This is a genomic window from Actinomadura fulvescens (assembly GCF_039533225.1).
GTDB lineage: Bacteria > Actinomycetota > Actinomycetes > Streptosporangiales > Streptosporangiaceae > Spirillospora > Spirillospora fulvescens.
Map to the genome: position 1 here is coordinate 73,637 of NZ_BAAATD010000004.1, position 19,886 is coordinate 93,522.

At 69.6% G+C, this 19,886-nt stretch carries 15 protein-coding genes; 8 read left to right on the forward strand and 7 right to left on the reverse strand.

Translation table 11 applies throughout. The annotated features are described in order from the left end of the window. Window positions 1-36: 36 nt before the first annotated feature. Complete coding sequence (locus tag ABD333_RS16040) at window positions 37-3,612, forward strand: discoidin domain-containing protein (protein WP_344541698.1); 3,576 nt, start codon at window positions 37-39, stop codon at window positions 3,610-3,612. Window positions 3,613-3,763: 151 nt separating this feature from the next. Here ABD333_RS16040 and ABD333_RS16045 read toward each other — a convergent pair whose 3' ends face one another. The 3 genes from ABD333_RS16045 to ABD333_RS16055 form a co-directional block, all read right to left on the reverse strand. Beyond that, on the reverse strand, window positions 3,764-4,729 hold the full coding sequence (locus ABD333_RS16045) for a DUF5954 family protein (RefSeq protein WP_344541699.1): 966 nt from the start codon (window positions 4,727-4,729) through the stop codon (window positions 3,764-3,766). A 193-nt stretch (window positions 4,730-4,922) separates the two neighbouring features. Next, window positions 4,923-6,014: an SRPBCC family protein gene (locus ABD333_RS16050; protein WP_344541700.1), complete on the reverse strand. Its 1,092-nt coding sequence runs from the start codon at window positions 6,012-6,014 to the stop codon at window positions 4,923-4,925. Between the two features lie 28 nt (window positions 6,015-6,042). Next, a complete protein-coding gene (locus tag ABD333_RS16055; protein ID WP_344541701.1) occupies window positions 6,043-6,870 on the reverse strand; it encodes an SRPBCC family protein in 828 nt (275 codons plus the stop codon). Between the two features lie 254 nt (window positions 6,871-7,124). Here ABD333_RS16055 and ABD333_RS16060 point away from each other — a divergent pair, with 254 nt between their 5' ends. Genes ABD333_RS16060 through ABD333_RS16070 form a run of 3 tightly spaced genes read left to right on the forward strand, consistent with a single transcriptional unit; the run spans window position 7,125 to window position 11,409 of the window. Continuing rightward, window positions 7,125-7,922: a phosphotransferase gene (locus ABD333_RS16060; protein ID WP_344541702.1), complete on the forward strand. Its 798-nt coding sequence runs from the start codon at window positions 7,125-7,127 to the stop codon at window positions 7,920-7,922. Between the two features lie 3 nt (window positions 7,923-7,925). Then, window positions 7,926-10,511, forward strand: a complete 2,586-nt coding sequence (locus ABD333_RS16065; protein WP_344541703.1) for an ATP-binding protein — start codon at window positions 7,926-7,928, stop codon at window positions 10,509-10,511. Window positions 10,512-10,548: 37 nt separating this feature from the next. Next, complete coding sequence (locus tag ABD333_RS16070; protein ID WP_344541704.1) at window positions 10,549-11,409, forward strand: sugar phosphate isomerase/epimerase family protein; 861 nt, start codon at window positions 10,549-10,551, stop codon at window positions 11,407-11,409. On the opposite strand, the gene ABD333_RS16075 is transcribed toward ABD333_RS16070, so the two are convergent. Continuing rightward, entirely contained in the window at window positions 11,406-11,537 is a 132-nt protein-coding gene (locus ABD333_RS16075) for a hypothetical protein (RefSeq protein ID WP_344541705.1), read from the reverse strand. The two genes, ABD333_RS16070 and ABD333_RS16075, sit on opposite strands and share 4 nt — an antisense overlap. Before the next feature lie 190 nt (window positions 11,538-11,727). Then, window positions 11,728-12,366, reverse strand: coding sequence for a dioxygenase family protein (locus ABD333_RS16080; protein WP_344541707.1), 639 nt, complete (start codon window positions 12,364-12,366; stop codon window positions 11,728-11,730). 211 nt (window positions 12,367-12,577) lie between these two features. Here ABD333_RS16080 and ABD333_RS16085 point away from each other — a divergent pair, with 211 nt between their 5' ends. The 3 genes from ABD333_RS16085 (at window position 12,578) to ABD333_RS16095 (ending at window position 16,204) form a co-directional block, all read left to right on the forward strand. Then, the gene (locus ABD333_RS16085) at window positions 12,578-13,609 is read left to right on the forward strand and encodes an AraC-like ligand-binding domain-containing protein (RefSeq protein WP_344541708.1); all 1,032 of its coding nucleotides are present in this window, start codon (window positions 12,578-12,580) and stop codon (window positions 13,607-13,609) included. 153 nt (window positions 13,610-13,762) lie between these two features. Continuing rightward, window positions 13,763-14,566: an SAM-dependent methyltransferase gene (locus ABD333_RS16090; protein WP_344541709.1), complete on the forward strand. Its 804-nt coding sequence runs from the start codon at window positions 13,763-13,765 to the stop codon at window positions 14,564-14,566. Between the two features lie 63 nt (window positions 14,567-14,629). After that, the gene (locus ABD333_RS16095) at window positions 14,630-16,204 is read left to right on the forward strand and encodes a class I adenylate-forming enzyme family protein (RefSeq protein ID WP_344541710.1); all 1,575 of its coding nucleotides are present in this window, start codon (window positions 14,630-14,632) and stop codon (window positions 16,202-16,204) included. Window positions 16,205-16,251: 47 nt separating this feature from the next. Here ABD333_RS16095 and ABD333_RS16100 read toward each other — a convergent pair whose 3' ends face one another. Then, window positions 16,252-17,493, reverse strand: a complete 1,242-nt coding sequence (locus ABD333_RS16100; RefSeq protein ID WP_344541711.1) for a serine hydrolase domain-containing protein — start codon at window positions 17,491-17,493, stop codon at window positions 16,252-16,254. A gap of 149 nt (window positions 17,494-17,642) precedes the next feature. Between ABD333_RS16100 and ABD333_RS16105 the strand changes: the two genes are divergently transcribed. Further along, entirely contained in the window at window positions 17,643-18,251 is a 609-nt protein-coding gene (locus tag ABD333_RS16105; protein WP_344541712.1) for a TetR/AcrR family transcriptional regulator, read from the forward strand. A gap of 37 nt (window positions 18,252-18,288) precedes the next feature. Here ABD333_RS16105 and ABD333_RS16110 read toward each other — a convergent pair whose 3' ends face one another. Further along, window positions 18,289-19,737, reverse strand: coding sequence for an LVIVD repeat-containing protein (locus ABD333_RS16110; protein WP_410555725.1), 1,449 nt, complete (start codon window positions 19,735-19,737; stop codon window positions 18,289-18,291). Window positions 19,738-19,886 lie beyond the last annotated feature (149 nt).

The following is a 19,886-nucleotide window of genomic DNA, read 5'->3' on the forward strand; positions in this document are numbered from 1 at the left end:
TCGAGGCAGGCGGCCGATTTCCCCGAGAGGTCCGGGATGAGATCGAGGTACATCAGAACGCTGCTGGCCGTGGCGGTCGCCGTGGCCGGCCTGATCGGCCTGACGCCGGCACCGGCCGTGGCCGAGACCAACCTGGCGGCCGGGAGGGTCGTCTCCGCGAGCACCGCCAACGGCACCTACGCCGCGCGCAACGTCAACGACGGCAACCAGGGCAGCTATTGGGAGAGCGTGAACCACTCGTTCCCGCAGTGGATCCAGGTCGACCTGGGGGCGACGGTCGACACCAGCAAGGTGGTCCTCAAACTGCCGACGGACGGCTGGGGTGAGCGTACGCAGACCCTGGCCGTGCAGGGCAGCGTCGACGGCACCTCCTATACCGACCTCGTCGGCTCAGGTGGCAGGGTCTTCACGCCCTCGAAGCACAACACCGTGACGCTGACGTACGACACGAAGCAGACCCGGTACCTGCGGGTGACGATCACGGCGAACACCGGGTGGCCCGCGGCCCAGTTGTCGGAGTTCGAGGTCTACGGGCCGACAGAGGGAGACCAGACTCCGCCTACCGCGCCGGCCAACCTCGCCTATACCGAACCGGGCGCCGGACAGATCAGGCTGACCTGGGACGCGTCGTCCGATCAGGTGGGCGTGACCGGGTACGAGGTGTACGCCGACAACGTGCTGCGGGGGAGCGTAGGCGGCAACGTGCTGACGTACACCGACACCCAGCCCGTGAACGCGACCGTCTCGTACTACGTGAAGGCCAAGGACGCGGCGGGCAACCTGTCACCCAGCAGCAACACCGTCATCCGCCAAGGGCAAGCCGGTTCCAACCTCGCGGCCGGCAAACCCATCACGGCGTCGTCCACAATTTTCAACTTTCTGGCGGCAAATGCCAACGACAACAACCTGGCGACGTACTGGGAGTCGGCGGCCGGCGGCTATCCGGCCGACCTGACCGTCAGCCTCGGCGGCAGGGCGTCCCTGACGTCCGTCGCGGTCAAGCTGAATCCTGACTCCGCCTGGGCCGCCCGTACCCAGAACATCGAAGTCCTGGGGCGCACCAGCGCGAGCGGAACGTTCACAACGCTGAAGGCCGCGCAGACCTACACGTTCAACCCGGCCACCAACGGCAACAGCGTCTCGATTCCCGTGTCCGGCACCGCCGCCGAGGTCAGGCTGCGGATCACCGCCAACAGCGGCGCCACGGGCGCGCAGGCGGCCGAGTTCCAGGTCATCGGCAGCCCGGCGCCGAGTCCGGATCTCGGGCTCACCGACGTCTCGTGGACGCCGTCCGCGCCCGTCGAGACCGACACGATCACGCTGCGCGCGACGGTGCGCAACAACGGCACCGCCGCCGCCGACGCGAGCACCACCGAGTTCCTGATCGGCGGCCAGAAGGTCGCGTCGGCCGCCGCGCCGGAGCTGGCGGCGGGCGCGTCCACGCAGGTCACCGCTTCGATCGGGACCAGGAACGCCGGTTCGTACACGGTCGGCGCCAAGGCGGACGCGGGCGACGACAACATCGAGCCGAACGAGACCGACAACGCCGCGGACGCGCCGTCTCCGCTGGTCGTCAAGCCGGTGCCGAGCTCCGACGTGGTCGCCTCGGCCGTCACCTGGAGCCCGGGCAACCCTTCGGCGGGCAACACCGTGACCTTCACGGTGACGGTCAAGAACGAGGGGACCGTGGCCACGGCGGGCGGCTCCCACGGCGTCACGCTGGCGCTGCTGGACGGGAACGGCGCCGTCGTCAAATCCCTGAGCGGCTCGTACAGCGGCGTGCTCGCCCCCGGGCAGTCGGCCGCCCCGCTCGAACTCGGCGGCTGGACGGCGGTCAACGGCCGCTACTCCGTACGGGTCGTCCTCGCCGACGACGCGAACGAACTCCCGGTCAAACGCGCCAACAACACCAGCACCCGGCCCTTCCACGTGGGACGCGGCGCGAACATGCCCTACGACCACTACGAGGCCGAGGACGCGGCCCTCAGCGGCGGCGCCCAGCTCGCCGGACCCTCCATCGCCGTCGGCACCGTCGCGGGCGAGGCGTCGGGCCGGCGCGCGGTCACGTTGAACACCACGGGCGCCGGTGTCGAGTTCACCACCAAGGCCAGCACCAACACGCTGGTCACGCGCTTCTCCATCCCGGACGCGCCGGGCGGCGGCGGCATCACCGCCACGCTGAACGTCTACGTGGACGGCACGTTCCTCAAACCGATCACGTTGTCGTCGCGGCACGCGTGGTTGTACGGCGACGAGGCCAATCCCGGCAACAGTCCCGTTCCAGGCAAGGCCCGGCACATCTACGACGAGGCCAACCTGCTGCTCGGCACCACGGTCAAGGCGGGAAGCAAGATCAAGCTGCAGAAGGACGCGGCCAACACCAGCACGTACGCCATCGATTTCGTCAACACCGAGCAGGTCGCCGAGAAGCCGAACCCCGACCCAGCCAAGTACGCGGTGCCCGCCGGTCTCGGCCATCAGGACGTGCAGAACGCCCTGGACAAGGCACGCCAGGACCCCGGCCTCGTCGGGGTCTACCTGCCCGCAGGCGACTACCAGACCTCGGGCAAGTTCCAGGTCTACGGCAAGGCAATCAAGATCATCGGAGCGGGAGTGTGGTTCACGCGGTTCCACGCCCCGGCCGCGCAGGACAACACCGATGTCGGCTTCCGGGCCGACAACACCGCGAAGGGCTCGACGTTCGCGCACTTCGCCTACTTCGGCAACTACACCTCGCGCATCGATGGCCCCGGCAAGGTCTTCGACTTCCAGAACGTCTCCGACATGGTGATCGACGACATCTGGGCCGAGCACATGGTCTGCCTGTACTGGGGTGCCAACACCGATCGCATGACCATCAAGAACGCCCGTATCCGCGACATGTTCGCCGACGGCCTCAACATGACGAACGGCAGTACGGACAACGTCGTCAGCAACAGCGAGGCCAGGTCGACCGGCGACGACAGCTTCGCCCTGTTCTCGGCGATCGACGCGGGCGGCTCGGACATGAAGGGGAACGTCTACGAGAACCTCACCGCGATCCTGCCGTGGCGGGCCGCCGGGGTCGCCGTCTACGGCGGCTACGACAACGTCTTCCGCAACATCCACATCGCCGACACGCTGGTCTACTCGGGCATCACGATCAGCTCGCTGGACTTCGGCTATCCGATGAACGGCTTCGGGTTCGAGCCCAAGACCAGGTTCGAGAACATCTCGATCATCCGCGCGGGCGGGCACTTCTGGGGCGACCAGACGTTCCCGGGGATCTGGCTCTTCTCGGCGTCGAAGGTCTTCCAGGGCATCCGAATCTCCGACGTCGACATCGTCGATCCGTCGTACAGCGGCATCATGTTCCAGACGAACTATGTCGGCGGGCGGCCCCAGAACCCGGTCACCGACACCGTTCTCACCAACATCTCGATCAGTGGTGCGCGTCGCAGCGGCGACGCCTGGAACGACAAGTCCGGCTTCGGTATCTGGGTGAACGAGCTGCCCGAGCCTGGCCAGGGGCCTGCGGTGGGCGCCGCCACGTTCACCGATCTCCGGCTGAGCGGCAACTACCAGGACGTCAAGAACACGACCACCACGTTCACCATCACCCGCAATCCATGACGCGTAGTCCGCGACAACGGCCGCGACAACGGCCGCGATGACGGCAACGGGCGGCGGCTGCCCCATTCAGGCCGCCGCCCGCTGCCGTTTCTGACCGGCCACCTCTGCAGCGGTGACCGTCCGTGCCCGACCCTGCCAGTGGTCGGGACGTTCAGCCGGCGTTGGCCTCGGGTATTCCGTAACGTTCCTGGTCGGAGTGGCGCGGCGGCTCGGGGCCGTCGCGTCCGAGGCGGAGCATCCGCGAGACGCGGATGGTGTGGAACCGGCGGCCCAGCACGCTGAAGTCGTGCCCGTTCGTCGCCTTGATCTGCTCGGCGGCGTGCCTCCACTCGGCGAGCTCGGCGTCGGTGGCCGGATCGCCCTGGAACTCGCGCAGCCCCGGCAGCAGGTCGGTGAAGTAACCGGCGAGATGGTCGCGCGCCTCTCGCGGATCGTTTCCGCCGGTGATGGGCTTGGCCTTGGTGCCGGCGATCTCCAGCACCGTGAACGTGGGCGGCAGCAGCACCACCCCGGCGTACGCACGGATCGCCTGGCGCGCCTCGGCCATGAACTCGTCCGACACGTCGCCGGGCCTCGGGATGTAGCCGACGAGGTTGAGCCGCAGCTGAGCCTCCCACTGCCCGGCCGGCGCACGAGGATCGATCAGATGGTCGCGCAGCTGCGCGTCGGTCTCGGGACAGTCGGAGTCGGTGACGCGGGGCGGCTCCATCACGCCCTGGTTGATCAGCGTGAACTTCTCGATCCGGATGATCCGGTAACGATGTTCGCCGAGCTCCCACTCGTCCATGGACGACGGCTCGCCCTCCGGCGGATCCAGCCGGTCGGCGGCGGCCCGCATCGCCCGGACGACCCCGGGGTCCTTCTGCCACTCGACCTTCGTCCGCAGGTGGCGGGCCAGGTCGTACCGCGCCCCCGACGGATCGCACGCGCCGGTGCAGCCGATGCGCCACTGCGTTCCGGTCTGGATCGCGAACCCGAAGTCCGGCGATCCGGCCGGGATCAGCTTGGGAAACCTGCGGATGCGTTCGCCGGTCTCCTCGTCCCGCACCGCCGCCACCGGATCGAGGTCGGCGACCAGATTGATGTGGTCGTACCCGGGCATCAACGGGAAGGGCATGTGCCCATCCTGGCCATTGACGCCTTCGTCACGCATGGTATTCGGCTGATTTCGCGATTGCGGCCTGCCGAATGCGGCGCGCGAGTCCGGTCACATTCTCAGGCGCGGGCCCTCCGCGCGAGGGTGTCACCGGTCCCTGCGCGGAGGGCCGCGTTCCCCACAGCTGGCGGCCCGCAGCACCCGCCGAATGAGGTCAACTGCTGGTCTGCGACTCCTTCTCGGGCTTCTTCTCCGCCTTCTTGGCGGTGGTCCTCGCCCGGCCGGACGCGTTGCCGGACTCGCGGGCCGACTCCTTGTCGTAGGTCTCCTCGTACTGGTCGGAGCCCTCCTGCCGCGCCTTCTCCTCGGCGGCGAGGCCCTCCTCGTGCGTCATGACGACCTCGCTGTCACGGATCTCGCCGCGCCAGCCCTCCAGGTCGTCGGCGTTCAGCAGGCTCCGGGTCATCACGTGCCGGCGGAAGTTCTTGAGCTCCAGCCGGGCCCGGCGGCCCTGGGCTCGCCAGAGGTTGCCGGTGCGCTCGACGAGGCCCTTCGGCTGGTATTCGAGAACGAGCAGCACGCGCGTGAGGTTCGGGGCGATCCGGTGGAACGTCACCGCTCCGTCCACGTGGCCCTTGCGGGCCTTGGACCGCCAGACGATGCGCCTGTCCGGCAGCTGCTCGATGATGGTGGACTCCCAGGTCCGGCTGGACCAGAAGATCTTGGCCTTCCAGGCGAGCTTCTCGTCGGCGGACTGCTCGACGCTGACGACCTTCTTCATGAACGTGGGGAAGTCCTGGAACCGCGTCCACTGGTCGTACACCACCCGCCGGGGCGCGCCGATGTCGATCTCCTCGACGATGTTGATGGCCTTGACCTTCTTGCCGCCGCTGCCCTCGCCGCCGCCATCGCCGCCGCCATCGCGGCCGCCGCGCTTGAGCATCGTGGCGAGGGTGCCCTTCTTCTCGTCGCCGTTGCCCTGCTCCGGCTGGTCGCTCGACTGCTTCGAGCTCTTCGCGGCCTCGACGCCGGACGACTCGGGCGCGGAGGAGGAGTTCTCGTCCGGCGACGAGTCGCGTCGCTCCTTCAGGCGGCCGGCGGCCCGGGTGGCTGCCACGGCAGCGCCGATGCCGACCAGCGCGCCGCCTGCCGCACCGGTGGCACGGCCGCCCGGCAGGTTCTTCTTGCCGCGGCCGCTCGGCAGGCTCTTGAGCGCACCGGTGGGCAGTTTCTTGGTGATGCGGCTCAGGGTCGACTGCTTCCGGCCTGGCAGCCGCTTCGCGATGTCTCCCACGGGGAGTTTCATGGTGCTTGTACCTCCGCCTCTCTCGGCGTCATGAAGTGTTGGGGGCGGACGTGACGACCTGGCTGTCGCGGATCTCGCCGCGCCAGCCGTGGATTTCTCCGGGGCGTGACAGGGCTTCGGTCATCACGTGCCGTCTGAAGTGCTTGAGTTCGAGGCGCGCACGGCGGCCCTGGGCTCGCCAGAGGTTGCCGGTGCGCTCGACGAGCCCTTTGGGGTGGTAGTCGAGGACGAGCAGGACGCGCGTCATGTCCGGGGACAGTTCGTGGAAGCTCACCGTGCCGTCGACGTGCCCCTTGGACGCCGTGGACCGCCAGACGATGTGCTCGTCGGGCAGCTGCTCGACGATGGTGGACTCCCAGGTCCGGCTGGACCAGAAGATCTTGGCCTTCCAGCTGAGCTTCTCGTCGGCGGGCTGGTCGACGCTGACGACCTTCTTCATGAACGCCGGGAAGTCCCCGAACCGCGTCCACTGGTCGTACACCAGCCGTCGCGGCGCCCCGATGTCGACGTGCTCGACGATGCTGGTGACCCTGGCCTTCCCGCGACGGCCGAAGAGGCGACCGAAGAGGCGGCCGAAGACGCCGGCGAGCACGGCCTTGACGGCCGCCCACCCGGCGCTCAGCACCGCACGAAGGGGCGACTTTCCCTCCGCGAGCGCCCGGGCGCCCGCGAGGGCACCCTTGACCAGCGGGCCGCCGGTCTCCGCCTTGGCGGTGAGCCGGCGCACCACCTGGTCGAGCTTCGCCTCGTACCGGGCGGCGAGGGCGCCGAGCAGGCGTCCGCGCAGCCGCCGCACGGCCGTCCGGGCGGTCAGGTAACCCGTGGCGCCGACGACCACGCCGGTTCTGAAATTCATCGCTTCGTCACCTCGTCGTAGGCCGTGGTCGTAGCGCGAGTTACCCGAACAAACAGGGACAAAACGAAAGGCCGAACCCGGCCACGCCCGCGCGACCGCCCGATCGTGCCGCTCGTCTCATACGGCCCGCGTTGTCGCCGCTCGCCTGGTGACCGCACGTGTCGTTCCGCTCGTGTTTTGTCACATGGTGAGTCAGCCGACCCTTGCATCTGGGGGGAGATGTCCGATGCTGGAATCGGGCTGGAGGAGGGGCGATGAAAAACGAGGATGTGGAGGTGCTCACCGGCGGGCATTCCCATCCCGGGCAGTTGATCAGAATAGGCGACAGGGTTCATCGCCCAATGGGTCCTTACTCGCCCTCGGTCCACGGATATCTGCGGCATTTGGAGCGCGCGGGATTCGAGGGTTCGCCGCGCGTTCACGGGACGGACGCGCAGGGGCGGGAAATCCTCGATTTCGTCCGCGGGGACGTGCCCTGCCCGCCCTTGCCCGCCTGGGTGGCGACGGGCCGCACGCTGGCGAGCGTCGCCAGGTTGCTGCGGCGCCTGCACGACGCCGCGGCCTCCTATCGGGCCCCCGCGGACGCCGTGTGGCACCAGCCAGTGCCGCCGCGCGAATGGGCCGGAACGGTGGTCTGCCACAACGATCTCGTTCCCGACAACGTGGTCTGCCGGAATGGCCTGGCCGTCGCCTTGATCGACTTTGATCTGTGCGCGCCGGTGGACCCTTTGTGGGATGTCGCGGTCGCCATTCGGCACTGGCTCCCGGTGCGCGACGAGTGCGATCTGGAACGCATCCACGCCGGGATTCGTCCAGGCCCCAGATTGGCCCTTTTCTGTGACGAGTACGGCTTGCCCGTAACAGACCGCGTACGGTTGCTCGACGCGGTCATGGATTGCTGTGTCTATGCCTACGACTTTGTACGGGCCAAGGCCGCCGAGGGACATCCCGCATGGGTCAGGGCGATGGCCGAAGGCCGATGCGAACGGCATCTTCGTTCCGTCCGATGGCTCCGGCGCCATCGCGGCGAACTGCAAGCCTGGCTGGTGTGAGGCATGGTCGGCAATGGAGGCCGTCTCGGGGGCCGTTCGCCGCTTCTGTGGGCGGGAGCCGCCGCGACCACGATGTTCACGGCGGCGGCCGCGGGCTGGGGCTCGATCGCCGGCATCGGCGCGTTCCAGCTGGGCTCCGCGGGCGTCGCCTCCATGATCGCGGCGCTCCTCGCCTACCGGGAGGCGAGCAACCGGAACGAGGCGGCGGCCTCCGTACCGCCCGCCGTTCGCCCGGAGGGCCTGCCGGGTGACATCGCCGACTTCACCGGCCGCGGGTTCGAGGTCCAGCAGCTGGTCGACCTGTTCTCACGGGCGCCCGAGCACAACGCCCGGGCCGTGGTCATCTCCGCGCTGTCCGGCAAGGGCGGGGTCGGCAAGACGCGTCTTGCCGTCCATGTGGCGCACCTGCTCAAGCGCGGCTATCCCGATGGCCAGCTGTACGTGAACCTGCGCGGCGCCGAAGCGGAGGCGCTCGACGCCACGACCGTGCTGAGCGAGTTCCTCGTCGAGCTGGGAGTGCCGCATTCGGCGATCCCGGAGGGTGTCGACGCCCGTTCGCGACGGTACCGGGCCGCGGTGGCGGACCGGCGGATGCTCATCGTGCTGGACAACGCGCGCGACGAGGCCCAGGTGCGGCCGCTGCTCCCCGGCAGCGCGTCGTGCGCCGTTCTGATCACGAGCCGCTCGCGCCTGGCCGGGCTGGAGAGCACGACGCTGATGGCCCTCGACGTCCTGGACGAGGAGGACGCGCTGAGCCTGCTGGCGTCCACGGCCGGGCCCGGACGCGTCGCGGCCGAGCCCGCCGAGGCGCGGCTCATCGTCGGCCTGTGCGGCATGCTGCCGCTGGCGGTACGGGTCGTCGGAGCCCAGCTCGCGGGCCGTCCCAGCCAGAGCCTGCGCTGGTCGGTGGAGCGGCTGGCCGACGAACGGACGCGGCTGCGGCGGCTGCGGGCCGGGGACATCGAAGTCCGCGCCAGCCTTGCGCTGAGCTATCCGCGGCAGGCCGCGCCGGTGCGGCAGGCGTTCCGGCTGCTGGGGCTCCTCAAGTCCGCCGACATCCCGGCCTGGGGACTGGCCGCGCTCGCCGACCTCACGCCGGCCGAGGCGGAGGACCGCTGCGAGGCCCTGATCGACGCGGGCCTGCTCGACCCGCCTCACGTGGACGCGGCCGGGCAGCTGCGCTACCGGATGCACGACCTGCTGCGCCTGCTCGCCCAGGAACTGGCCGAGTCCGAGGAGCCGGACCACCCCGCGTTCGTGCTCCGCCTGCTCGGCACGGAGCTGAACGCGGCGCGGCACGCGGCCGAGCTGCTCGACCACGACGTGACTCCCGTGGACGCGGCGGCGCGGGCACAGCTCCTGCGGGTGGGCGTGGCCCAGCCGATCGCCGCCGACCCCTGCCTGTGGCTCCAGATCGAGGCGGCGAACCTCGTGCTCGGGATCGAACAGGCGCATCAGGACGGGCAGTGGGAGCTGGCGTGCGAGCTCGCCGTCGCGCTGACCGACTTCTTCGACACCGAGTCGCGGTGGGAGGAGTGGGAGGCCAGCCACGTGCTCGCCCTGTCGGCCGCCCGCCTGCTGGCCGATCCGGCCCGCGAGGCCGACCTGCTCTGGCGGCTCGGCCGCCGCTACCGGCACGGCCAGCCCGCCGACGCCCTGGCCGCCTACCGCGACGCGGTCGCGGTCCACCGGCGGCTCGGCGACAGAAGCGGCGAGGGCAGGGTCCTGCTCGAAGCCGGCGTGGTGCACCGCGAACAGGGCGACCTCGCCGAGGCCAGGCACGCCTACGCCGAGTGCATCACGATCTTCACCGAGCTCGGCGACCGGCGGTACAAGGCGTACGCGCTGCGCCGGCTGGCGTTCGTCGAGACGGACCAGGCGGAGATCGCCGGCGCGATCGGCCACTTCCAGGAGTGCATCCCGATCCTGGAGGAGCTCGGTGACGTCCGCTGGCTCGGCCGTACTCTGCGCGGCCTGTCGATCGCCCAGCGTGGCGAGGGTTACGCGCTGCTCGACCTCGGCGGGATCCAGGCCGAGCAGGAACGGTACGAGGAGGCGTCGGAATGCCTCCAGCGGTGCATCGCCCACTTCCACACCCTGGGCGACGACCGTGGACGCGCGTACGCGCTGCTCGACCTGAGCAGCCTGGACGGCAGGTGCGGCCGTTTCGCCGAGGCGGTCTCCGAAGCAGAGCGAGGGCTGGCGCTGTGCGAGACCGTCCGGGATCGGCGTGGCACCACCTGGGCGGCCCTGTGCCTTGCCGACCTGGCCCGCGAGCAAGGCGAGCTGGCCACGGCCATGAGCCGGTACGAGGCGTGCCGCGACGGTTTCGAAGCGCTCGGAGACCACGTCGGGCTGGCCCAGCTCATGCTGCGGCGCGGCATCGCCGAAATGCGGCTCGGGCAGAACGAGACGGGCGGCGAGTCCTGGAGCGAGGCCGTCCGGCTGTTCTCGGCCGCCGGGATGCCGCAGGCCGCGCAGCTCGAACGCTGGCTCGCGACCCCGCCCCCCGCCGCCCGCATGCGCGACGGAATCGGGCGACTGCACTATCCCCTCGGCTCTCTCGGCGAATCCCCTCCCGGCAGGTAACGTCGCACAAGACGGCCCACCGCACGAGGAGCTGGCCATGCCTCTGCCGACCATCGCGTTCTCCTCCTGGGCCTTTCCGGGCGAACCCGTCGACCGCGGCATCGACCACGCGCTTCGGCACGGCTTCCGCGCACTGGAGATCGCGCTCCTGGACCCCGCGCTCTTCGACGGCCTGCTGCCCTCGGACGACCAGGCCCGCGCCGTCGCGGCCCGGACCGCGGACCTGCGCCTCTCCGTGCACGCGCCCATCGACCAGATCTGCCTGGCCGACCCCGACCCCGAGATCCGCGCGGCCTCCGCAGACTGCCTGCGCCGTACGATCGCCGCCGCGCACCACATGGGCGCTCGGGTCGTCGTCTTCCACCTCATCCGCGGTACGCGCGACGAGCTGCCCCTGTCGGCCGACGAGTCCGGCCGGGCCTTCGCGGCCGACCTCATCCGTCCCCTGGGCGAGGAGGCCGCCGCGGCGGGCGTCACCCTGGCCGTCGAGAACATCGGCATCAGCTCGCGCGCCGCCGACCGCGACTACACCGGCCTCTGCGACCTGGTGGACACGATCGGGCTGGACAACGTCGGCATCGCCCTGGACATCGGCCATGCCCACGTTCACGACCACAACGGGGGAGGGCTGGCCGCAGCCGCCGGGCTCTTCGGCTCGCGCGTCTGCCACTACCACGTTCACGACAACGACGGCACAGCTGACCAGCATCTTCGTGTAGGCGGCGGCACAGTCGACTACGCGCCGCTGCTGGACCGCTGGCAGACCGACTTCTCGGGCATCCTCGCCATGGAGATCTTCCCGTTCGTGGAAACGGACCTGAAGGAAGCCATCTCCGCCAGCCAGTCCGCGCTCACCGAGCTGCTTACCGGTCCGGTGGGCAGACCGACGGTCGGCTAGCGCCGTCTGCGCCGGGGCGGGTTGCGGCAGGCGTTCAGTAGGGCCTGCACCTGTACGGTCGGCTCGGCCGTAGGGCCCAGCCGCGTCTCCAGGCTGTAGCGTCCGCCCAGCACACGCCCTCCGTACACCACCGCTCCCTCCACGCCAGGATCAACCCAGCGCACCCAGGGAGAGAGAAGCACACACGTGAAGCCTGGAGGGGCTCCGGAGCGGCCTCCGGAGCCCCTCGACATCGGCGCGCGGGCTTGGAGGCGGACCCGCGCGCCGTGGCCGTCAGGACCCGGCTCCGGGCAGGACCGGGACCAGGACCTGTCCGGGTCAGGGGATGCGCAGGATGAAGTCGAACGTCGCGCTGCGCCCGCCCGGGACGGTCTGCACGTCCATCACCAGGGTCGGGTCGAAGATCGTGTCCGTCTGGTTCCGCGGCTCGTTCGGGAAGTAGAGCTGCGTGGTGAGCACGGGCCGGTTCGGGGCCTGCACCTTGACGTGGATGTGGCGGGTGCGGCCCGGGTACAGGCCGGGCACGATCGTCGTCAGCGTGAAACGGCCGCTGGCGTCGGTGTACTGGTGACCGCGGAACCGGTAGCCGGCGTTGTCGTACCGGCCGTACGCGTCCGCCTGCCAGAAGTCCAGCAGCGCCCTGTTAACGGGAACGCAGGACATCGTGTAGACGATGCCCGTGACCGTCAGACGGGTGCCCTGGGTCGTAGGCGTGATCAGCGACGTGCGCTGCGGCGAGTTGGGCTTGAAGTACGGGCCCTGGGTCTGGGGGCGGGTGGGCTCGTCTCCGTCGTCGCACGTGGCGGTCGGCACCAGCAGGGGCTGGCCGGGCTTGGCGGCGGCCGGCGCCGCGTTCGCGGCGTCCAGCGCGGTGGGCAGGGCCAGTGCGCCGAGCCCCACCGCCATGATGAAGTTCTTCCGGCTGAGATCGCGGTCGGGCTGCTCTGTGTCGGACATGGGACTTCCTTCCTCGGCCGCAGGGCCGAAAGAGGGGCGGGGAGTGGACCCGTGTCCGGTATATCCCGGTGTTCACGCGAGGGGCTTGGCCTCCCGTGCCGCCCTCTTGTCGTTCCCTGCCGAAGACCCGCGCCGAGTGTCGTACCGACATGCGTGTTGACTCGGTTGACCTCCCGGACCAACCTTGCCATGGGGGGCGCGAAGGAGCGCCATGGCAACGCACGCCCGTACGACACCGCAGGTCAGCACGGTAACGGAGGTTGACACCGGGACGCCCGCCGGTGCGGCGACGCACATCAGCACGGCCGGACGGCCCGCCGGAGACCAGGCCGAGTACTGGCAGCACGTCGTGTCCGCGGCGTTCGGACCCCTGCATCTGCGCCCGCCGCGGCCCAAGGGGTTCGCGGCCCGGCTCGTTGGGCGCACGCTGGGGCCGGTGCGCGCCGGGGAGGTGCGCGCCCCTGCGCACGCGGTGCAGCGCAGCGCCCGCCAAGCGACCGCCGAGCCACGCGAGTGGTACAAGGTCGGCCTGATGCTGAGCGGGTCGTGCCTGCTGCGCCAGAACGAGCGCACGATGCTCGTCCGTCCGGGCGACTTCGTGCTCTACGACCTGAGCCGCCCGGTGGAGATCTCCTTCGTGGCGCACCACATCTTCACGGTCATGATCCCGCACCGGGCGATCCCGCTGCCGGTGGACCGGGTGTCCGAGCTGACCGCGATGCCCCTGACCGAGCAGACGCGGACGGGTCCGCTGCTGGCCTCCTTCCTGGCGTCCCTGGCGCAGGACGGCGGCACCGTCGAAGGCCCGCACTCCCATCACCTCGGCGAGGCGATCGTGGAGCTGATGACCGCCGCGCTGAGCGAACGGCTGGGCGCCCCCCTCGGCCCCGGTCCGGACGCCGATCTCTTCCAGGTCATCCAGGAATGGATCGACGACAACCTGCATCTGACGGACCTGTCACCTGCCGACATCGCCCGTGCCCACCATCTGTCGGTGCGCCAGCTCTACCGCGTCTTCCAGGGCAAGGGCACCACCGTCGCGCGCTACGTCCGCAAGCGAAGGCTGGAGCACTGCCGCCGCGATCTGCGCGACCCGTTCAAGGCGACCCAGCGGATCAGTGCCGTCGCCGCACGCTGGGGTTTCCCGGACGCGGCGGCGTTCAGCCGGGCCTTCCGTACCGCCTACGGGGTGAGCCCGAGCGCCTACCGGACCGCCGCCACCGGCATCACCCGCCCCGACTGATCTTGAGTGGACCACCGGCATCATCCGCCCGGGGCGATCGTGAGTGGGCCACTGATCCCGGTGAGGTTTGATCATGAGTTCGGTGTGCGGGAGGGCGGAACGGCGTACGCTGTGGAGCCGGAGTCAGTGCGGGGCGGCTGGTGAGGAGAAACGGTGGCAGGCGAACGGCCGCGACCGAGCGAGTTCGACCCGAGCGTTCCCAATATCGCCCGGATGTACGACTACTACCTCGGCGGTAAGGATCACTACGAGGTCGATCGGGTGCGTGCCGAGCAGGCGATCGCGGCCGATCCCACGCTGCTGACGCTGATCAAGGAGAACCGGGCCTTCCTCCGGCGCGCGGTGCGGTATCTGGCCGAGCAGGGCATCGACCAGTTCCTCGACATCGGCACGGGCCTGCCCACCCAGCAGAACGTGCACCAGATCGCGCACTCGGTGAATCCCGATGCCCGCGTGGTCTACGTCGACTACGACGAGCAGGTGGTCACGCACGGGCGGGCACTGCTCGCCGGGTCGGCGGAGACCAGGATGGTCCAGGCCGACCTGCGCCGTCCCCGGGAGATCCTCGACCACCCCGACGTCCAGCGGACGATCGACTTCGGCAGGCCGGTGGCGGTGCTGCTCGTGGCCACCCTCCATTTCGTGTCCGACGAGGACGACCCGTCCGGCATCATGGCCGAGCTGCGCGGCGCGCTGGCGCCGGGCAGCCACCTGGCCCTGACGCACGCCTCGGCCGACGGCGTTCCCGACGTGGTCGCCAAGGTCGTCGAGGTCTACAAGAAGACCTCCGCTCCCGGCACGCCGCGTACCCGGGAGCAGGTGACGGGCCTGTTCGGCGACTTCGAACTCCTGGAGCCCGGCCTGGTGTGGGCGCCGCTCTGGCGCCCGGAACGTCCGGTGAGCATGGAGGAGGCCGTCCGGGTCTGGTTCTACGCGGGCGTCGGCCGCAAGCCCTGAGGTATTGGCACGGAGCCTCGGATCAGTGATCGTTAGTGGATCACCGGGCGAGGGGAGGGCCTCATGGGTTCGATGACGGTCGGGGCGGCGCTTGAGGACGCGGCGAAGCGGGACAAGGCGTTCCTGTACGACGGCGACGACACCGTCACCTACGGCGAGTTCGACGAGCTGACCGACCGGGTCGCCGGCGGGCTGCTGGCACGCGGCGTCCGGCGGGGCGACCGCATCGGGCTGCTCGGCCTCAACACGCCGCAGTGGCTGGCCGCCTTCTTCGGCGCGGCCCGGATCGGCGCCGTCGTCGTGCCGCTCAACGTGCGCTATCGGGAGCGTGAACTGTCCCACATGCTGGGGCAGAGCGGCGCCCGGGTGGTCATCAGCATCGGCTCCACCCCCGACTTCGACTTCGCGGCGTTCTTCGAGGAGTCACGGCTGGAGGGCGTGAACGATTACGTGTTCTTCGGCGATGGCGGGGCGGGTCGTGGCGCGTCCGACTCGTCTCGTTCGTTCGACGAGCTGACCGCGACCCCGGCCGACCCGGTGGCGCTGGCGGAGGCACGCCTGGCCGTCGACCCGGCCGACCCGCTCGTGATCCTCTACACCTCCGGAACGACCGGACGGCCGAAGGGCGCGATGCTCACGCACCGCGGCATCCTGGCCTCGGCGTCGGCGCAGGCGGACCATCTGGCGATGGACGACGGCGACGTACTGCTCGGGCACCTGCCGTTCAACCACGTCGGCGGCATCACCTGCACCATCATGGCCGCGCTGGTCAGCGGCGGGTCGGTGGCGCTGCTGCCGGCGTTCGGCCCGGACGCCGCGCTGCGCGCCATCGAGCGCCACCGGGTGACCTTCCTCGGCGCGGTGCCGACGATGTACGTGCTGATGCTCGGCCACAAGGACTTCGCCGACCACGACGTCTCGTCGGTACGGCTGTGCACGGCGGGCGGTTCCAACGTGGAGCCGGCGCTGGCCGAGGCGATCCGGCGGGGCTTCCCGGGGGCGCCGCTGTACGGGTTGTACGGACTGTCGGAGTCCTCTGGAGCGTGCGTGCTGTCGAGGGTGGACGACGACCCGGAGACGGTGTCCCGCACGCTCGGCGTGATGATCGGAGACTTCGAGGCGCGAGTGACCGGGCCGGACGGAGGCGTCCTGCCACCGGGCGAGATCGGCGAGCTCCAGATCCGCGGCGGCTGTGTCGCGGCCGGCTACTGGGAGATGCCGAAGGAGACCGCCGAGGTCTTCCTGCCGGACGGCTGGCTGGCCACCGGCGACATGGTCACGATGGAGCCCGACGGGCACCTGGTGCTGCGCGGCCGCAAGAAGGAGATGTACATCCAGGGCGGCTTCAACGTCTACCCGGTCGAGATCGAGAACGTGCTGGCCACGCATCCGAAGGTCGCCATGGCCGCCGGTATCGGCGTGCCCGACGCGGTGCTGGGCGAGGTCGGCCGGTTCTACGTGGTGCCGCGTCCGGACGCGGCCCCGCCCACCGCGGCCGAGCTCACCGACTACTGCCGGGGCAGGCTGGCCGACTACAAGGTGCCCCGGCAGTTCGTCGTCACCGCCGAGGTGCCGCTGACCCCGGTCGGCAAGATCCACAAGGCTCTGCTGAAGGAACGCTACGAGGCGGACCACTAGCGGCTCCGCGGTCGCGCGGGCTTGTGGGCTCGCGGTTGCGCGCGAGCTCAGCGGCTGCGGCAGAGGGCGTGGTCGGTGAGGTCGTTGGCGGCGGTCAGCTGCGCCAGCTTGGCCTTCTGCTCGCCGGGCTGGGTCGGCAGCATGATCTCCACGCTGGTCCGGCCGTCGGCGGAGACGGAGTTGACGCTGGACACGCCGAACATGCTGCCGCCGTGGTACCAGACCCAGGTGCCGCACGAGGTCCGGCGCTTGGCCAGGCCCAGCCCGTAGCCGGCCTCCTTGTAGAGCACCTGCCATTCCGTGGCCGGCACGGTGTCCTTCATCTGCGCCATCAGCGCCGGGGACAGCAGCCTGCCGCCGAGGAGGGCGCGCAGGAACCGGTTCATGTCGTCGGTGGTGCTGATCATCCCGCCGTCGGAATAGCCGTCGGAGAAGATGGACACGTCCACCAGCGGCCCGCCGGGAGTGAAGCGTTCGTAGAAGACGGGACGCGGCTGCGGTACGTAGGCGGAGCTGCCGGGGCTGTAGGTGTGTTCGAGTCCGAGCGGCGCGATGACGCGTTCGTGGACCTCGTGTTCCCACGGGTTGCCGGTCGCCTTCGCGACGATCATTCCGGCGAGGACGTAGTTGGTGTTGGAGTAGTTCCAGCGCCGCTCGTCCGGCGGGAACAGCGGCGCGTGCCGCATCGCCATCCCCACCAGCTGCTCCGGTGAATAGGAACGGAACCGCACCTTCCGGTAGGTCTCGGGAGTGTGGGACACGTCCTGCGGCAGGTAGTAGACGTAGTCGTACAGGCCGCTGGTCTGCCGCAGCAGGTGGCGAACTGTGATCTTGCTGCCGTCGTTCCCGTTGCCCTTGACCAGGCCGGGCAGCCAGCGTTCCACGGTGTCGGTGAGCTTGACCTTCCGCTCGGCCACAAGCTGCAGCATCACGGTGGCTATGAACGTCTTCGTGTTGCTGCCGACGCGGTAGTAGCTGTTCCAGGGCACCGGCCGCCGGGTGCGCAGGTCCGCGACGCCGCTGCGTGCCTTCATGCTGCGCCCGTCGTGGACGACCTGTGCCAGCACTCCGGTCGTTCCCGTGTCACGGATCGCGTCGACGTCGCGCTGCAACTGTTCCAGCGAATACCTCGGCAAACCGGACTCCGGTGAGCCGGACTCCGGTGAGCCGGACTCCGGTGAGCCGGACGCCGACGACCCGGACGCCGACGATCCGGACGCTGGTGAGCCGGACGCCAGAAGCGTGGCCGCGCCGATCCCCGCGGCGCAGAAGGCGAGTTTCCTGACCATGTGGACTCCGCATCCTCGATGATCGTCCACGCTAGGAATCCGCGCCGCCGAGGGCGATCGGGCCACCTCCAGAACTCCGGTAGGGAGAGCCTCACCCCCGGCGTGGACCCGTACCCCGCCGCTCCACGTTCACCACTTAGAGTGACGGCATGAACGCGAACGGGGACCAGGACAAAATCATCGAAGCCGCGACACAGCTCTTCTCAGCGCTGGGTTTCGACGCGACCACCACGGAGCTGATCGCCGAGTCGGCGGGCGTCGACATCGCGACGGTGCGCAGGCGCTTCCGCAGCAACACCGAGCTGTACCGGACGGTGATGAAACGTGCCGCCCGGACCGAGCAGGAAGCGCTCGCGGACGCGGTGGCGGCGTTCACCCCGACCCGGCAGGCGATGCACCGCCTCCTGGACGACTACCTGGACCTCTATGCCACCCGGCCCGACCTGCTCGGCCTGTGGCTGCACCGGCGCACCGGCGACGCCGCCGACACGGCCGACTTCGACGAGGGGCACGTCAAACCCCGGCTGGGCTGGATCGCCGACGCGCTCAGGGAGCATGTCCCCGACCCCGGCCAGCTCGACTACGCGCTCTGGAGTTTCCCCTGGGTCGTCTCGGGCTTCCTCGGCCACGGCATGATCCATTCGGACGGGAGGCCCGCGCACCTGCCCGGCCACCCCGTCGCGGGCCGCGAGCTGGAGGCCTTCCGCGCCTACCTCCACACCCTCGCCGACCGCCTGCTGGACCTCCCGGACAGGTGACAGGGGCCTCCCCGAAGGAAGGCCCCTGCCGATCGTGTCAGTGCCGGTCGAAGTAGTTCGGCTGCGTCTGCGTGTTCAGTTCGCTGAGCCGGACCCTCTTGCCGCTGTCGGTACGCCGGTCTCTGATGTCGACGACGTCGAGACCCTTCTGGATGTCACTGGAGTAGATGTAGCCGTTGTAGTAGTACGCCGACCAGGTGCCGCCGATGGGGAACCCTGCCGGGAGCGGCCCGCGCTCGAAGAAGCCGATCTCCTTCGGCCTGCGCGAGTTGGTGAAGTCCCACACCGAGATGCCGCCCTGGTACCAGGACTGCACCATGATGTCGCGGCCCTTGACCGGGATCAGCGAGCCGTTGTGCGCGACGCAGTTCTCGGTGTCGGCGTTCGCCCGCGAGATCTTGTAGTAGCTGCGGAAGACCAGCTTGGCCCGCTTGCCCTTGCCCACGATGTCGTAGATCGCGTTGGCGCCCTTGTTCGGGCCGATGGCCGGGTTGCAGGTCGCCGCCGACCCGCCGCCGAGCTCGTCGGTGAAGACGACCTTGTTGGCGCGCTGGTTGAACGTGGCCGAGTGCCAGAAGGCGAAGTTGGCCGTGTCCCTGACGGTGGTGAGCACCTTCGGCCGCTCCGGGTTGGAGATGTCGAAGAGTGCGCCGTCACCCATGCAGGCTCCCGCGGCGAGGTCCTTGTCGGGGTAGGCGGTGATGTCGTGGCACCCGGTGGTGGGCACCCAGGTGTCGTCACCTGGAACGGGGTTGTCAGGCTGCCCGGGATTGCCGGGGTTGCCGCCGTCCGGGAACAGCACCGGCGTCGCCACGACCGCGGCCGAGGTCGGGGCCTTGAGCGGGACCTTCACGATGGAGATCTTGTCGAACGGCGGCTGGCAGTCGGGGCCGACGTTGGGCGAACCGACGAGCCAGGTGGGCAGGATGTAGGACGACACGTAGATGTAGACCGAGCCGCGCTTACCGGGGACCAGCGTGTGCGTGTGCGAGCCGCACTGGGTTTCCACGGACTTGATGTAGCGCGGGTTGGCCTTGTCGCTGATGTCGAAGATCTTGATGCCCTCCCACGCGGTCGGGTCCGACAACGGCTTGCTCGTGCTCTGGCACGAGTCGTCGCTGCGCGAGGAGTCGGTCGACAGGAACAGCAGCTTCCCGTCGGCCGCCACCGACACGTCGTTCTGGGACCCCGGGCAGTTCACCATGCTGACGATCTTGGGCGCGCTCGGCTTGCTGATGTCATAGATGGTGAAGCCCAGGTAGTTGCCGGAGATCGCGTACTTTCCGGTGAACGCGATGTCCGTGCCGAGCGCGTTCGGTCCGGCGAACGGCCCCGACTTGGGCACGTTGGCCAGATGCTTGACGTTGGAACTGGTCACGACCTCGTCGACACCGGGAATGTCCGCGGACGCGGACGCGGACGCGGACGGCGGCGCGGCGAGCACGGCCGACAGTGCCAAGATGAGGCCGGTCAATGATCCCAGCAACGTTCGCCAGGTAGGTCGCTGTCTGAGGCTTGAGGCCACGTTCGCTCCTTCTCGTCGCCTATGACGCCCCCGAGGACATGGTCCATCGGAGTATTGCGTTGATTTGTCCAGCTAGACCACCCCCTGGCCTCATGCGGCGAGCAGGACGT